12 protein-coding genes are annotated in these 16,237 nt (G+C 60.8%); 9 read left to right on the top strand and 3 right to left on the bottom strand.

All coding sequences use genetic code 11. The features are described 5' to 3' along the window. Position 1: 1 nt before the first annotated feature. Both N5A92_RS18010 and N5A92_RS18005 read right to left on the bottom strand, forming a co-directional pair. Positions 2-1,423, bottom strand: coding sequence for a GDSL-type esterase/lipase family protein (locus N5A92_RS18010; RefSeq protein WP_260905170.1), 1,422 nt, complete (start codon positions 1,421-1,423; stop codon positions 2-4). A gap of 50 nt (positions 1,424-1,473) precedes the next feature. Next, the gene (locus N5A92_RS18005; RefSeq protein ID WP_260905168.1) at positions 1,474-2,973 is read right to left on the bottom strand and encodes a pectate lyase; all 1,500 of its coding nucleotides are present in this window, start codon (positions 2,971-2,973) and stop codon (positions 1,474-1,476) included. Positions 2,974-3,227: 254 nt separating this feature from the next. Here N5A92_RS18005 and N5A92_RS18000 point away from each other — a divergent pair, with 254 nt between their 5' ends. The 8 genes from N5A92_RS18000 to N5A92_RS17965 all read left to right on the top strand — a co-directional run bounded on the left by N5A92_RS18000 (position 3,228) and on the right by N5A92_RS17965 (position 13,292). Further along, complete coding sequence (locus N5A92_RS18000) at positions 3,228-3,722, top strand: hypothetical protein (RefSeq protein WP_260905166.1); 495 nt, start codon at positions 3,228-3,230, stop codon at positions 3,720-3,722. Positions 3,723-4,030: 308 nt separating this feature from the next. Continuing rightward, entirely contained in the window at positions 4,031-5,323 is a 1,293-nt protein-coding gene (locus tag N5A92_RS17995) for a DegT/DnrJ/EryC1/StrS family aminotransferase (RefSeq protein WP_260905164.1), read from the top strand. Between the two features lie 30 nt (positions 5,324-5,353). Further along, complete coding sequence (locus tag N5A92_RS17990; RefSeq protein WP_341850071.1) at positions 5,354-6,316, top strand: ATP-grasp domain-containing protein; 963 nt, start codon at positions 5,354-5,356, stop codon at positions 6,314-6,316. Between the two features lie 6 nt (positions 6,317-6,322). Next, positions 6,323-7,048 carry an HAD family hydrolase gene (locus N5A92_RS17985; protein WP_260905160.1) on the top strand — a complete coding sequence of 242 codons (726 nt, stop codon included), beginning with the start codon at positions 6,323-6,325 and terminating at the stop codon, positions 7,046-7,048. A gap of 201 nt (positions 7,049-7,249) precedes the next feature. Then, entirely contained in the window at positions 7,250-8,659 is a 1,410-nt protein-coding gene (locus N5A92_RS17980) for a lipopolysaccharide biosynthesis protein (protein ID WP_260905158.1), read from the top strand. Between the two features lie 166 nt (positions 8,660-8,825). After that, positions 8,826-10,037, top strand: coding sequence for a glycosyltransferase family 4 protein (locus N5A92_RS17975; RefSeq protein WP_260905156.1), 1,212 nt, complete (start codon positions 8,826-8,828; stop codon positions 10,035-10,037). Next, the gene (locus tag N5A92_RS17970; RefSeq protein WP_260905155.1) at positions 10,034-10,873 is read left to right on the top strand and encodes a sulfotransferase family protein; all 840 of its coding nucleotides are present in this window, start codon (positions 10,034-10,036) and stop codon (positions 10,871-10,873) included. Before N5A92_RS17975 ends, N5A92_RS17970 begins: the two co-directional genes overlap by 4 nt. Positions 10,874-11,315: 442 nt before the next feature. Next, a complete protein-coding gene (locus N5A92_RS17965) occupies positions 11,316-13,292 on the top strand; it encodes a polysaccharide biosynthesis protein (protein ID WP_260905153.1) in 1,977 nt (658 codons plus the stop codon). Between the two features lie 194 nt (positions 13,293-13,486). Here the strand turns inward: N5A92_RS17965 and N5A92_RS17960 are convergent, their stop codons facing one another. Then, entirely contained in the window at positions 13,487-14,854 is a 1,368-nt protein-coding gene (locus N5A92_RS17960; RefSeq protein WP_260905151.1) for a UDP-glucose dehydrogenase family protein, read from the bottom strand. 346 nt (positions 14,855-15,200) lie between these two features. Between N5A92_RS17960 and N5A92_RS17955 the strand changes: the two genes are divergently transcribed. Next, entirely contained in the window at positions 15,201-16,226 is a 1,026-nt protein-coding gene (locus N5A92_RS17955) for a LacI family DNA-binding transcriptional regulator (RefSeq protein WP_260905150.1), read from the top strand. The last annotated feature ends 11 nt before the right edge of the window (positions 16,227-16,237 follow it).

Below are 16,237 nucleotides of genomic sequence, written 5' to 3'. Positions count from 1 at the left end.
ATCAGCCTCCGGATCCCGGGCGCGTATACTTCTCGGGGGATCGTGCCGCCGACTTGGCCGTCTCCCCGATCGTAAGCCGGGCACAGCGCTCACCGGATGAGGAACGGTGCGTGGCCAGAGATCGGAGGATCGTTTCGGCGGCCAGAACGGTGCCTTCCCGGCTGAAATGCGCGTCGGGGGCATACATGCGCGCCGGCTGCGGCTGCCGATGGAAGGCCGTATTCAGATCGATCACCGGGACCCGTTCGGCAGCCGCAGCGTCAAGCACGAGATCGAGCAGCTGGTCGAAGCCGGCATCAGACGGGAAGACGCCGACGAAACGGTCTACGCGCGGTATGTACAGGAGGGAGAAACATCCGCCCCAGCTTTCGGTGAGTTCCCTGGCACGCCTCAATGCCTGCTGGAATTCTGGGATCTCCACAGAGATCTTCGGATACAGGAGTCCGAGCGAGGTTCCCGTCATCTGGAGAGCGGCGAAATTGCGCAGGAACGATCTCCGTGCGACCAGGTCCGCCATCGTCACATCATCCTTGTTGATCTGTTCCATGACGGAGCGGGCTTTATCAACAGTCTGAGCCGCGCCTTCCGGTGAGCCGAATCTGGCGTTTGCCCGGAGCGCTGCGCGAAGCCAGGGCTCGTTCAGCGAACGCTCAAGATTTTCCCAGTCGTTCCCTTCGAAAAAGGCCATCACCACATGCGCAGGCTTGAGCAACGGGCCATAGCGTCCGACCGTGGCAAGTTCGATCAGTGGACCGTTGCCGCGTATCCCCATGCTCACGGTGTTCGGGCCGCGCTGCCGCAGCCGCGACGCCAAATCCTCACCTGATTTGAGACAGAAGCCTTCCACGAACGAGTCGCCGAGAAGCATGAGATCGACAGGAGCTTCATAGACAGTGTTCGGATTGTTGAAGCCGTACCGATCGGCCTTGTAGGTGATGGCCTGCCCAGGCGGTGAACATAGCAGCGTTGTTGAACCTGGAAAGCCAGCCAGCATCGATTCCGGCAAGTCCTCCACGCCGGCAAGAAGATTGAGCCGTCGCAGAGTGAACCCGCGAACAAAATCCTCTTCGTGCGCCAGTATGGCGCGCTGATGTTGATCGAGCCGGCCGAGCGAGGCGAAGTGCACCGACAGCTGGCGGATTGTCAGAAATCCCTCAAAAAGGAAGAGCCCTATCAAAAGGCTCAGCCCGTATATGCCGATCGGTCTCGACCACCGTGGCTTTGCCAAAAGACCGATCACTAGGAAACTCGCTCCCACCAGGGCAGGTGCAAGCACATAGCGCAGAAACTGCGGTTTGGCGGAGGCGAACGCATCGAGGTTCACCAATGCATAAAGCGTGCTTGCCAGGAAATAGAGCGCAACAGTTGTGCAGGCGGCAAGGGCAAGCCGTTTCCCTCCTTCCCGTTCCTCTTTTCCGGGCACTCTCCCCTCCTTGGACACCGGCTCCCGTGGCGAAGCCCGAACTTGCCTGGCTACGGCTCCGCAGTTGGCAGCGGCAAAAGCTTCGTTGGGTCCGGTATCGGGCGGCCCCTTGCGTGAGCGATAAACTGGGCGAGGCGGCCGAGATTGCCGACAAACGTCTCGGACCTTATTTTCCCGTCCTCCACCCACCGGCCTTGGCGATCGGTCGTTGCCAGGATTTCTTCTATCTCGGCTTCTGGGATGCCATGCCGAGCGTTAGGCGACTTGCCGGTATCCACGTCGTCACGGCCGACATCCTCCATGCGCTCCAGTACGTGCGCGATGTCGAATCCTCCTTTGAAGCTGTAGTGGTCCGGGGCCTCCCGTGCCGAATAGGAAAGGTTGTATTCGGCATCGAAATAGAGCGGGGCGCCGGAGCCAAGCTCGTAAAAGCGTGCCCAATCTTCGTCCGGAAGTTGCACGTTGCTCAGCCACTTGGCCGCACTCTGGGCGCCCTCCAGGTAGCGGCGTTTGCCTGTCAGCTCGTAAAGTTCGAGCAGTGCATCAACAGCACCCGCAGTCTCGTTCGAGGCTATGGAAGGCGGTTCGAACTTGCGTCCCCAGATCGGCTCGAGATCGGCGTTATAGGTTTGAGCCCAGCCCGGCTGTGCGCCCGGCATCTGAGCCCGCAAGAGAAACTCTCCGCCGCGCCGCGCGGCTGCGAGGTACTCCGGCTCTCCATAGAGGCGATACGCAAGGATGAACAGTCTGATCGCGTCCCGCTGCAGATTATCGTTGAGAATGTAAACTTCTCCCTCAGGTTCTACATATTTGCGCGACCACCTGTCAGGCATGCGTGCGCGCCAGGCCGATACCGTGAGCGCGTCCGCTGTCCTGCGGTCGGATCGCACGGGCCAGGCACCATTGGGATGCTGCATATCGAGGAGGGCCCCAAGCCCGTAGACGACAGCCTCACGTACACCCTCGTGCCCTCCTTTCAGCGTTCCGTCGACAAGCATCAGGAACGCCAATGCGCTCTGGGACATATTGTCGTCGAGGATCGTCGCGTTGCGTTCCTTGTTGCCCTCGATTTCGTCGCAGGGCGGACGTTCTGCACGGTTTTCGCGATAGCACCAGGACAGACGGGACACCGGATCGAATTCGAGCAGCGCCCACCAGCCGCCGGATTCGAGCTGTGTTGCGCGTAGCGCTTCGGCGGTTTCGATTGCTGCCTTTAGATAACGCCGGTCTCCCGTCGCGTGGAATGCGGCAAGGTACGCCCGGCCCACAGCCGGCGTGCCCGGCGGCTGGAGCCAGCCCTGCGTGTCCGCCGTCACGCCTTCGCCAGACCGCCACTCAAGATCACTCGAGACTTCCCAGACATAACTGCCGTAGCGCGCAACCCGTTCGGAAAAATAGAGGGCCGCCCTCCGCATCTGATCTTCTGCGCGCGCAACAAGGTTATCCGTGGTGCTCGTTTGAGACCAGGAAGGCTGTGTCAGACCAGCCAAGACAATCGGAACCAACACCCATCGCATGACACACTGCCGGTGAGATTTTTCCTCCGCCAAAACCCGCACAGCCTCGCCCCGGCCGACCCTATGGGATGCGTGGCGAAAGGCCCCTTCATCAGGCGAAGTCTAGTGGAGCTGTCCGCGCGCTTGCAGGGAGAAAAAACCTGACATAGTGCGCCGCTGATCCCATGGGTGCAGGCTTCCTTCCTTGTGGCACGCTCCGGCTGGTCTGCCGATCCTCGGCAGCGAAGGGGAAGACACAGGCGGGTATCGCGGGGTCGGATGCAGCACAACTCGATATAGAGGCGTCCATGCATATTCACGACATCGTAGAAATCAGCAGATCGAACGACTGCGTGCCGGCAAAGTTGATCGAGGTGAGCTACCGAGCCAGCCAGGACCATCTTATTGGCCTTGTCCTTCACGGCATTTCGCCACAAATGGTCAATCTCATCCTGGATCCCATTGTTCCGACATTGCCGCTGAACATCCCAGGCGTCCTTTACATCGATGCTGGCGACGAAAAGCGCGTGCGTGAAGCCGTTCTCTCCGCCGAAACGATCTTCGTGGCGACCGCGACCTTCCGCGGGCTGGTGCGCAGGTGGGGGGTCGCACCGAGGATGATCGTGCCGGTCAGCCATGTCGGCCAGCGCCGTCGCTGCGTTGCCAAGCGCATAGGGAATGGCCGTGCGGCAAAGGGTTCGGAACCTGCCGGCAATCAAAGCGCGCACGGTACCGAGCCCGCCGTTTTCCCTTCGAACTCCCAGGCAATTCACTCGGACCCGGGGCCGCCCTTCGCACTTTGATCCCGCGAAGGCAATGGTCGGCGCACTGCCGGGCTACCGGAGCGTGTTCGGTTCGCGCTGTCTGACGAAGGCACGCCCTGAACCGGTCTACCGGCAACTGCGCAAAACCGGAACCTGAGGCGGGGTTTAACTGACAAGCCCTGGGTATCACGCGCATTTGCAACACAAGTCTGCCCTCTCAGGATACTGGAGACGGGAATGCACCAAGGCTGTCTGCTTGGTCCTCGGCAACAGGGCGGGTTCTCGGCAACGGAGTAGCGTGTGAAAGCACACCTTCATCCTACCGCTGTTCGATAGAGGAGTTGGTCATGATGGACAACAACTTGGCTGCCAAGCGAGTACAGGCGCGTAAGTTCGGCGCCGGCGCGGGGCAGCCGGTGCGCGACCCGGCGGTTGGAAACCGGTGGCCTCACTATGACGAGGAGCAGATCGAGGACGTCGTGGCCGTACTGCGGTCCGGTAAGGTCAATGCGTGGACAGGTGGCAAGGTGGCCGAGTTTGAGGCTGCCTATGCTGCGCTGCTCGGCCGTCGCCACGCGATCGCCCTGGCGAACGGAACCGTGGCACTTGATGTCGCGCTCCATGCGATTGGTCTTCAGCCGGGCGAGGAGGTCATCGTCACGCCACGCAGCTTTGTCGCCTCGGCCGCCTGCGTGCCAATGGCAGGCGGCGTACCCGTATTCGCCGATGTCGACCCTGAATGCCAGGCCATAACCGCGAGCAGCATCGCGGCGGTGCTGACGCCGCGCACCCGGGCCATCATCGTGGTTCACCTGGCAGGGTGGCCCGCCGACATGCCGCCGATCATGCGCCTTGCGCGTAAGCATGGTATCGTCGTGATCGAGGATTGCGCCCAGGCGCACGGCGCTGCATATGCCGGCCATCCGGTCGGGAGCTTCGGCGATTTGTCGGCCTTTTCCTTCTGCCAGGACAAAATCCTGAGTACCGGCGGGGAAGGCGGGCTTCTGGCGATGGACGACGAAGCGATCTGGAACCGGGCCTGGAGCCGAAAGGACCACGGCAAGGCTTATGAGGCAGTGATCCACAGAGGCCATGCACCCGGCTTTCGTTGGCTTCATGAAAGTTTCGGCTCCAACTATCGGATGACGGAAGTCCAGGCGGCGATAGGCCTGAGGCAGCTCAACCGGCTGCCTGAATGGCAATCGCGGCGCGCAGCGAATGCGGCCATTCTGATCGATGCCCTGCACGACCTCCCCGGGTTGAGAACGCCGCAGCCGCCGCCGCACATCCGCCACGCGTGGTACCGCTTTTACACATTCGTGCGTCCCGAGAGGCTCAAGAATGGCTGGAACCGGGATAGGATCCTGTCGGCACTCAATGTCTCGGGTGTTGCCTGTTTCACTGGGAGCTGTCCCGAAATCTATCGGGAAAAAGCCTTCATGGATTCCGGTATGGCGCCACCCGAGCGGCTTCCGATCTCTGCCGCACTCGGTGAGACGAGCTTGGCGTTCCTGGTCGATCCGTGCCAGAGCCCCGCCGCCATGCGCAAGGCGGCCGGGATCATGCGCAAGGTGATGCAGACGGCTACGGCCGATGTGGTGCCTGGCATCGCACAACGGCGCGCGGCCCTTGCGTGGTGACCATCAACGGAGCAGGGTGGCACGAAACAGATGCATATTACGATCCTGCTTTCGTCAGCGGGGCGACGGGTCGAACTCATCAAGTGTTTCCGCAGATCCGCAGCGGCGATGGGAATCGAGCTCGAGGTGCTTGCATGCGATCGGGAGCCGCACCTTAGTGCCGCCTGCCAGGTGGCCGATCGGGCGTATACTGTGCCAAAGTGCGATGACTTCGCCTTCGTGGATGCTATGTTGGGGATTGTGCGCGAGCGCGGTGTCCAGCTTGTCGTCCCGACGATCGATCCGGAACTTGCCCCGCTTGCCGCCGCCGCGGAACGATTCGAGGCAAGCGGCGCGCGCGTGCATGTCAGCCCGCCCTGCGTCATCGACGTGGTCCGCGACAAGCTCAAGACGGCTCAGGTGATGGCAGCAGCCGGCGTCCCGGTGCCTCGGACCGTACCGCTCGAGGCGGCACACGCCTACCCCTATCCGATCGTTTGGCCGATGTTCCTGAAGCCCTCGGGTGGCAGCGCAAGCCGCAACGCCAAGGTGGCGAGCAGTTCCGCGGATCTGCCTGATGCCCCCGAGGAACCAATGATATTGCAGCAGTTGCTCATCGGCCCGGAATATACGGTCAACATATTTATCGACCAGGCAGGCGTGTTGCGCAGTGCTGTGGCGCATCGACGTTTGCGCATTCGGGCCGGAGAAGTTGAGAAGGGGCAGACGGAGCGCGATCCGATGCTGCGTCGATTAGCAGAAGACGTCGCGCGGGCGCTACCGCTGGCGCGCGGCGTCCTTTGCTTCCAGGTGATCGTGGACAACAGGATCGGGCCTTGCGTCTTCGACATAAATGCGCGCTTTGGCGGAGGTTATCCACTCGTTCACTATGCGGGTGCGGAATACACGCGCTGGCTGCTGGAGGAGGTGGCCGGCCTGCCGTCGACCGTACATGACGATTGGCGCGCCGGAGCGTTGATGCTGCGCTACGATGCAGCGATTCTATGCGGGTAGCAGGCTATGGTCACGCCAGCGCTGATCGTTTTTGACCTCGACGACACCTTGTACCTGGAGCGCGATTTCGTGATAAGCGGTTTTGCCGCCGCAGATGCTTGGTTCCGCGCGACGGCCGGAGTGGAGGGGCTTGGCGAGGTGTGCCTTAGGCTGTTTGCGGCCGGAGAACGGTCCCGCGTTTTCGACCAAGGACTGAAGACCCTTGGCCTGGCCCCAGATCACCGGCTGGTTGTCCAACTCATCGAAGTTTACCAATCGCATCGACCGAGCATCAACCTGACCGCTGACGCAGCGCGCTATTTCGGTTCGCGCTCCCGCGAGATTCCATGCGCGATGATAACTGATGGCCGGAGCACCGTGCAACGGGCGAAAACGCAAGCATTGGGGATCGAGGAATTCATCAGCTGCATCATCTGCACCGGGGCGCTGGGCCAGGGCTTCCACAAGCCGCATCCGCGCGCCTTCGCCCGCATCGAGACGTGGGCAGCACCTATGGGCCTCCCACTCGCTTACGTTGCGGACAATCCGGTCAAGGATTTCGTCACTCCTCGCGCTCGTGGGTGGTGCACCGTACAGATTGTACGTCCGGAGCGGATTCATCATCTCCCAGCTCCCAGTGCCGCTCATGAGCCTCATGCACGTATCACTAGTCTGGACGCACTTGACGAGTGCTTGGCTTGGCTGCAGCGCGATCGCGATAATCGGTCCAGCCATGCTTCGACGGGAATGTAGGGTTTTTCCTGTCGAGGAAGTGCCGTCATCCGGCTTCAGCGGACGTGCAGCGCGCCATACGGCTGCTACAGTGTCTCACAGGCCGGGAGCCATCCCAGCCGAGCAGCGAGCGGGGTTGCCCGTACCAGGCGGTCGCCACGTTGCTATTTTGTCGCGTCGCTCAGCCGCAATAGGGCTGCGCGCTTTGGTGGAGGGCATTGCTTGTCCTTACCGGCCACCGTTCAAACTCTTGGCCGGCGTGCCTGCAGGTTTTGGCACGACGAAGCCTCGCTGCGCGCGCGGCTCATCAGCATCGGTCATTTGATTACCGGCAACATGATGGGCTCCATGGTGGGCCTCCTGGCCTTTGTGGTGACTGCCCGTGCCCTCGGTCCCCACGACTTCGGCATCCTCGCCCTCACGCTCAGCTATGCCCGGTCCGTTCAACTCCTGATCGCGTTTCAGATTTGGCAACCGCTCATCAAATATGGCGCCGAGGTGCGCGGAAAGGAAGATGGCGGCGCCTACCGGGCCTTGATGAAATTTGGCCTTCTTATCGACCTCTCGGCGGCACTGACGGCATATGTGACGGCGGTCGGCTTTGCTCTTGTCTTTGGTCCGCTCGTCGGCGTCAGCCAGAGCGGTATTCAGCAGGTATTCATCTACTCGACCGTCCTGTTGTTTCAGATCGAAGGGTTTCCGACAGCTGTTCTGCGTCTGGCTGGCCGGTTCAGGCTCGTGGCATACAGTTCGCTGATCAGCACGACACTTCGACTCGCGCTCTGTACCGCAGGTCTTCTGGCGGGCGCCGATCTTGTTTATTTCGTGGTCGCATGGGCGGTGAGCCAAGTTACCGGTTCGCTGATCTTTCTGACCTTGGCCCTGATCGAACTGCGTCGCCAGGGGGTCCGGCGCCTGTTGATGGCGCCACTGGCCGGGGTGACGAGGCGTTTCAAAGGCCTGTGGGCTTTCACCCTAGGCAGCAAGGTCGAACTGATGGTACGTTCCAGCACAACGGAGTTCGACACGCTGCTCGTCGGGGCGCTTGCCGGGGCGCCTGCCGCCGGACTTTATCACGTCGCCAAACGTCTGGGCCGCCTCGTGCTGCATATGGGCGTTCAAGTGCAGGCGGTGGTCTATCCTGACATCGCTCGGCTGTGGGCGCAACAAGCCGTATCGGAGTTTCGCAGGATCATTCTGCAGACCGAGATTCTGCTGCTGGCTCTCGGCGTGGCGGTGTTCGCCGCTGTAGCCCTCTGGGTGGGGCCGGTGCTCTCCTGGACAGCCGGTCCCGAATTCGAGGCAGCAGCTCCCCTGATTGTGGTGCAGATGATCGCGGTGGCGATGATGTTGAGCGGCAGCGCGGTACGTTCGGCACTCCTTGCCATGGGGTGTCAACCCGTTGTGCTGAGAATCGTCATCGTTTCGACCTTGGTCTTCTATGCAGTGGCTCTTGCAACGATCCCGGTCTTGGGCGCCATGGGGGCGAATATCGCACATACGATAATGGCCGGGCTTTGGCTTGCCGGATTGCTCGTAGCCTTCCATAGAGAAATAAGATCGCATTCCAGTACGTTGCCTCCAGACACGCCTGACCCGACCCCTCCAGTAGAGGAACCGGCACGCCCCTGAGGCACGGCGGAAACTCTATCTCGAAAGTATAGCCACGAGCTGCTGATTTTCCTGACCGAGCAATGGTTTCGGCTGGAATGCATTATGGATATCTTTCAAACGCAGGCATCGGTGCGTTTGCCTCCAGAAACCGTCTGTCGGAACCCGCCGTTCCCCGCGAGGATTCATGCTTGATCGACCTATCTCCGTTTGCTTCCCATTCATTGGCGATGAGATCGGCGGCAGTCACGTGTCGGCGGTCAGGTTGATCCAGGCTCTGGATCACCGTTATGTCAGGCCGCTCGTGGTACTGCATTCCTTCGACGGGCCGTTAGCGGACTACTTGGTGGAGCGAGGCGTGCCCTTTGTCCAAGCGCCCGCTGGGCCGCTTCCCCGCCGCTATCCCCAAGCCGCCCGACGGACTATGGGCTACGCCATTCACGCACTAGCGCCATTGACCCGATTTCTGAAGGCGAACAGCATCGATCTAGTGCATACCAACGACGGTCGTATCCATGTGGTCTGGGCTCTACCGGCGCGGCTGTCCGGGACGCGTCAGGTCTGGCACCATCGTGGTGATCCGAATGCACGCGGGGTGAACTGGCTGGCGCCTCTGGTGGCAAGCCACATTGTGACGGTTTCCCGGTTCGCAAAGCCGCAACGGCCGGTGATCGACGTTACCCGAAAGCTTTCCGTCATTCACAGCCCGTTTGACGCGCCGTCCGATCGTGGTGACAGGCACGCCGCCCGAGCCATGCTGATCAAAGCGCTCGGCTGCTCTCCCGAAACTCGGGTTCTGGGCTATTTCGGCCTCCTCATCGAGCGCAAGCGGCCACTGGGTTTCGTCGAAGCCGTTGCCGCCTATGCCCGGCGCTATCCGGACGTTCCAGTCGTAGGGCTGTTGTTCGGCGCGCCCGGAACTGACACGCCCGACCTCGGGCGGGCGGTCACCCAAAGGGCCGAAGCACTCGGAATCGGTGAGCGGATCCGGCTGATGGGCTTTCGCACACCGGCGGAACCATGGATGCAGGCGATCGACGTCCTGCTGATCCCCGCCGTTCGCGAGCCCTTCGGCCGCACGGTGATCGAAGCCATGCTTCTCGGCACACCGGTCGTGGCAACCGACGACGGCGGCAATCCCGAAGCCATCGAACACGGTGTTACGGGGCTTCTCGTGCCGCCCGAGGAGCCGGAGCGCTTCGTTGACCCGGTGCACGCGCTCCTGACCGATCACGATTACCGCAATCGGATTGCCGACGCCGCCCGAAGACGCGCTTTCGCCAGTTATGGCGTTGAAACCCATGTTCGGAAGGTGATGGCTATCTATGGTGTGCTCCTCAGCGGCCAAAAACAAACTTGCAATGTTCACCATGGTTCCGATCAAAGGACGGTTCCATGAGGCTCGACGACATCGACTTTCTGATCATCGGCGCGACCAAGAGCGCTACCACTTGGCTGCAGAAATCTCTTCAGGCAGATCCTACGGTCTCGATGCCGGATCCCGAGCTGCACTATTTCAGTCGGGAATTCGCCAGGGGCGACGACTGGTATCTCGCACAGTTTCCGCCGGATGCAGACGTCCTCGTGGCTGGCGAGAAGTCGAACTCCTACCTGGAAAAGCCCGAAGCGGCCGAGCGCATCGCCCGAAAAGTACCGAACGCCAAGCTCGTGGTGCAGCTGCGCGACCCAGTCGAACGCGCCTATTCCGACTATTGCATGCTGTACCGGCGTGGGGAGGTCAGCAGCGATATTGAGCGCTATCTCGACCCTACCAGATCGCCAAATACCCGCCCGATCAGCGCTGGCCTCTACCATCGCCAGCTGCATGCCTATTTCGATCTCTTCCCGGCCGAGCGGATCTTGGTGACCTTTTACGAAGCAGTGACGGCCCGGCCCGAGGAGCAGTTCGCCAGGGTCAGCAATTTCTTAGGACTGCCCCGTGGCGAGCCACCGTCATGCCACCTGCTGCGTAGCAAGGTGAAGGACAAGTCCGTTCCGATGCTGAACCCCACCATGCGCCGCCTGCTTCGCCCGCTAAAGCCGGTCATTGCACCCTTGCGGGAGACGCCCTCGTTCCGTCGTGTGCATGCCGCGATTGCAAAGGAGATATCCTACCCGCCATTTCCAGACTCTCTGCGGCAGCGGCTGATCGACCACTACGAGCCGGACGTCGAACTATTGGGACGTCTCCTCGGCCGCGACCTGTCGCACTGGCTGCGCCGATCGGCCGTTTGAAATGACGACCCTCGTTCGAGAGGGCAAACGGAAACCGGCCGGCGACAATTGCGCAAAACCGGAAGCAGTTGCGGGGCATTAACTGACACGCTTTGGGCTTCCCGCTTCTTTGATGGCCTCCTCACTTCCCCCAAAATAGCTGCAGTTACAAAGGCTTCGAGGAACGCTGCCTTACGCAGGGCAGGTTCATCCACCTACGCAAGGCATTCCGAAAGCGAAATGGATCCAAGGCGGGACCTTCACCACCGCGCCGCTAGCTGATCGGGCGCCGAAGTCCTTTCGCTCTATGCTTCGAGGGCTGTCTACCATGGACAACGACTTGGCTGCTAAGGGGGCGCATTCGCGGAATTTCCAAAAGGTTCCGGCACCCATTCCGACGCTTGTCGTAGGTCCCGGCAAGCATATCCTCTATCGTAGGGTTCGCTGCAAATTCGACACTCTCGTGAAGTCGACCATTCGCAACCGCCTCCTTTATACAGTGGATCTGGGGTTGAGTGCGGTGGCACTCGTATTGGCGATCTGGCTCCGGCTCGGTTCGCAAGTGATCCTCGCCGACTCCACGATAGCAAGCGCCGTCGGCGCAATAACGGCACTGTTCGTGATGATTTGTGCGGTCACCTTTCCGGCCGCTGGTCTTTACAAGCGGAAATGGGAATTTGCCTCTATCCTGGACTATATCGCCCTTGTGCTGGCCATTCTCTTCGCTTCCGCGATCCTTACGGCGTGCCTGTTCTTCTACTCGGGGCTGACTCTCGTGCCTGGCTCCGTTATCGCCATTGAGGTGGTCACGCTTGTGCCGCTGCTGGCGGCGGTTCGGCTCAGTTTTCGCCAGGAGGATTTCAAGTTCCGGATATCGACTGCAAGCGGACCATCAGAGAATTCCGGTTGCATGCTGCCCGTCCTGCTCGTCGGCGCAGGACACGAAGCCGACCTCTATCTGCGCGCGCTGCAGCGCGACCGCAATTCCACATATTGGCCGGTGGGGTTTCTCGACAATTCACCGGCCGAGATCGGAACGATGCTCCGCGGCGTCCCCGTGCTCGGCACCACTGCAGATTTCGAGACCGTGATGGAGGATCTCGAGGCGCGCGGACAAAGACCACGCCACCTCATATTCACTTCCGCGCCGTCCTCCTTCAAGGGGAAGGCGGCCGAACAGCTGATCGAACAGGCCGATCGCACTGGCATGGCAATTTCCCGACTCAATCCCGTCACGGAACTGCGCAATACCTACTTCACCAAGGAGTTCGAATTGCGTCCCATTGAACTCACGGATCTGCTCGAACGGCCGCAAGCGGCACTCGACATCGCCGCGCTTCAGCGCTTCATCTGCGGCCGCCGCGTGCTCGTGACCGGCGCCGGCGGATCGATCGGCAGCGAACTGACGAAGCAGGTGGCGGCGCTCGGGCCTTCACATCTGGCCGTCATCGACAATTGCGAATTCAACCTCTACTCCATCGATCTCGAACTCTCCGAGCAGTTCGCCCGTGTCCCGAGAACGGCGCATCTGTGCGACGTGCGCGACCAACACCGGGTGAACGAAGTCTTTCTCCGGCACAGGCCCGAACTCGTCTTTCATGCTGCCGCCTTGAAACATGTGCCCATGGTGGAGCTCAACCCGTGTGAAGGGGTGCTTACCAATGTCTGCGGCACGCGGAACGTGGCTGATGCTGCGCTGCGATGGGGCGCGCTCGGCATGGTGCAAGTCTCCACCGACAAGGTGGTGAATTCGACCAGCGTCATGGGCGCGACAAAGCGGCTTGCCGAGCTTTATTGCCAGGCCCTTGATCTGGAGGGAGTGAATCGCTCTGGCGCTCCACGTTTCATGACAGTACGTTTCGGCAACGTGCTCGGTTCAAGCGGTTCCCTCATTCCCCTATTCAAGCGCCAACTGGTGCATGGTGGGCCGTTGACGGTGACCCATCCCGAAATGAAGCGCTTTTTTATGACGATCCGTGAGGCGGTGGAACTCACCCTCCAGGCCTCCGCCTACGGTCTGGAGAAGGAACTGGGGCAGGGCGAAATCTTCGTGCTCGACATGGGCGAGCCGATCAAAATCGTTGACATCGCCCGGCGCATGATCCGTCTGGCAGGTTTCACTCCGGACAAGGATGTGCACATCCAGATCATCGGCTGCCGCCCTGGGGAAAAGCTGTTCGAGGAACTCTTCGACGAGACGGAAAGGAGAGTTTCGCCGCCCGTTCCGCGAGTCCTCGGTGCAGTGCCAACCCCCGTTCCCGTTCCGGTGCTGCAGGAGATCTTCGCCAGACTAGAGGTCTGCGCCATGGAAGGCGAGACGGACGGTCTCTTCGCCTCGATCCACACGGTTCTGCCAAGCTTTCGTGGAAACCAAGTCGACAGCTTTCATCCAGTAGACGATGCTCCGGGTGCGGGATTCAAGCGCGCAGCGACTATGTGAGGCTAGTCCGGTTCGCCTCTGGTCATGAAACTGGAGCCGCGCATGCCGGACACGCACGATGCCGTTTCCAAACATTTCTTCGTTTTGGGAAAGCTTGGCCGGGTTGGCAGGTTCTTTGGGGAAGGGCTCGCGGCATCAGGCCGACATCGCCCGCAAGAGCGATGTCGGCCGTCGAGCGCACCGCCCGCTCCTGGTCACACGGCCTCGACCAATCTTTCGCGTGCGGCCGCTAAATCGGCAATGTGCGCCGGTGTCCTGGACCTCGAGCCGATCGCCGAATAGGCGAAGCCGAAGCGCTTCACTTCCTCTTCAGAGTAAACATTGCGCAGATCGACTAGAACTGGCTGTGCGACGATCTTTTCCAACCGCTGCAGATCAAGGGCGCGGAACTGCTCCCATTCGGTGAGAATGCAGATCGCGCTGGCATTCTCGGCAGCTTCATAGGGACTGGCGTGGAAAGACACGTCGGGCCACAATTCACGGGCCTGATCCATGCCTTTCGGATCATAGGCGCTGACATGGGCACCAGCATCCTGAAGCGCCTGGATAATCGAAATTGACGGAGCCTCGCGCATGTCGTCAGTGTTGGGTTTGAAGGTCAGCCCGAAAATAGCGATCCTCTTCCCGCGCACATTGCCGCCGGCGGCATAGATGATGCGGCGCGCCATGGCGCGCTTGCGGACCTCATTGATCGCGATTGTCGTTTCGATAAGACGCACCGGTGAGTTGTGGTCCTGTGCGGTCTTGACGAGAGCCACCGTATCCTTGGGAAAGCATGAGCCGCCGAACCCGGGGCCGGGATGAAGAAACTTTGGCCCTATGCGGTTATCTGCGCCCAGTCCCAGTGCCACTTCCCGAACATCCGCGTCGACCTTTTCACACAGATCTGCAATCTCGTTGATGAAGGTCACCTTCATGGCAAGAAACGCGTTGGAAGCGTACTTGATCAACTCGGCCGAGCGGCGCGAGGTGAACAGGATTGGCGACTTGTTGAGAAACAGGGGCCTGTAAATTTCAGTCATCACGGCGCGTGCGCGTTCATCCTGCACGCCGACAACGATTCTGTCGGGATGCTTGAAATCCTGAACGGCGGAGCCTTCGCGCAAGAACTCCGGGTTGGAGACAACGCTGAAGGCGCTGCCTTGCCTTGTTTCACGGACGATGCACTCGACCTCGTCTCCCGTGCCGACGGGAACGGTCGACTTCGTCACAACGATTGTGTCACCTTGGAGGGCCATAGCGATTTCGCGCGCAGCCTGGTAAACATATGAGAGATCCGCATGGCCGTCGCCACGCCTGGAGGGCGTGCCGACCGCGATGAAAACGGCATCCGCGCCCTTCACCGAACCCGTGAGATCCGTTGTGAACGATAGACGGCCGTCACGAACGTTGTGGGCAGCGATCGTTTCAAGTCCGGGCTCATAGATCGGCATTGCCCCGCGTCGCAGCGTCTCAACCCTGGATGCATCCTTATCCACACAGCTTACCATGTGGCCGAAATCAGCAAGGCACGCTCCCGTTACAAGTCCGACATAGCCGGAGCCGATCATGACCAGTCTCAAGGCGCTCCTCCAATTCCGTGATAGGGTTCAATTCTCGCGCGAACGGCAGAATTCCCGTGAATTGGTGCATTTGCGGCGACATTTCATGGCCGCCGTATGCCGGGAGCTCCATTGAAGAACAGGTTGCCCACCAACGCTGCCGGTCGCTTCATAATCCTGAGCAACTGCTTGATTTTAGCGTTAATTCGGCGACTTTGGAGGATTAAAACCCTGACGTAGTTTGCGGCAAAGCCGTAGCGACGGAGGCGGGTGGTCGGAGAGGACAGATTTCATCCTTGACTCGGAGTGATTGGTCGGCAATCTTGTAAAGCGCTTTACTAAACCGCTTTACAAGGCATGCCTGTTCATGGTGCAACCGAGCAAGCCCGGCCTGAAGGATGTGGCACAGAGGGCGGGGGTCTCCGTCACTACCGTGTCCCGGATGCTGAACGGCTCGCTCGAATTGCCGGTGCGGACCCGGCAGCGCATCGAGAACGCCATAGATGAGCTGAACTACCTGCCGAATCCGCATGCGAGACGGCTCAGCCGCGGGCGATCCGATACGGTCGGCCTTGTCGTGCCGGATATAGCCAATCCCTTCTTTGCCATGCTTGTCGCTGCAGTCGAAGAGGCTGCCGATGAACAGACGCTGGCGCTGTCGCTTTATGCCACGCTGAACCGACAGGGCAGAGAACTGGCCTACCTCGAGCTGATCGAGCGCAACCATGTGGATGGTCTCATCTTCGTAACCAACCACCCTGACGATGGACGGCTCGCGGAAGTCATCAACCGCACCGGCAATGTCGTCATCGTCGATGAAGATGTGCCCGCTGCGCGCGTGCCAAAACTCTTCTGTGACAATGAGCAGGGCGGACGGCTCGCCGGGGAATTGCTTGCGGAGAACGGCCACAGGAACGTGTTGTTCATCGGCGAGTCCGATGAGATGATCAGTGCCCGCAGGCGCTATCAGGGTCTAGCGGGCGCGCTCAGCAACCGCTTCGGGACAGAAATCCGGCCGCAGCGCTATGAGGGTGGCTACACCGAGGAATTCGGTCGCGAGGCCGCGCGAAGGTTCATTGCGGAAGGTTCGGGCGCAACCGCCATATTCGCCAGTTCTGACGAGATTGCCATCGGCTTCATCGAAGTGGTGCGCGGTCAAGGCATTTCCATCCCCGGCGACGTATCGCTCATCGGCTTCGACGATGTCGGGCCGCTTCACCTGTTCGCGCCGCCTTTGACTGCCATACGCCAGCCCGTCCGCACCATCGGCAGGCGGGCGCTGTCACTGCTCACCGAAACCGATTGGAAGGCAAGGGGCGAGGCTTCGTCAGAAGAACTGCTTCCGGTCGAAATCGTCGTGCGGGAGTCCGTTGCCCTGTGCGCGAAACCCTAACCGCAGCGGAG

Source organism: Chelativorans salis (assembly GCF_025336525.1).
In the GTDB taxonomy this organism is placed as follows: Bacteria; Pseudomonadota; Alphaproteobacteria; order Rhizobiales; family Rhizobiaceae; genus Chelativorans; species Chelativorans salis.
This window is presented reverse-complemented; position numbering and strand designations above follow the sequence as displayed.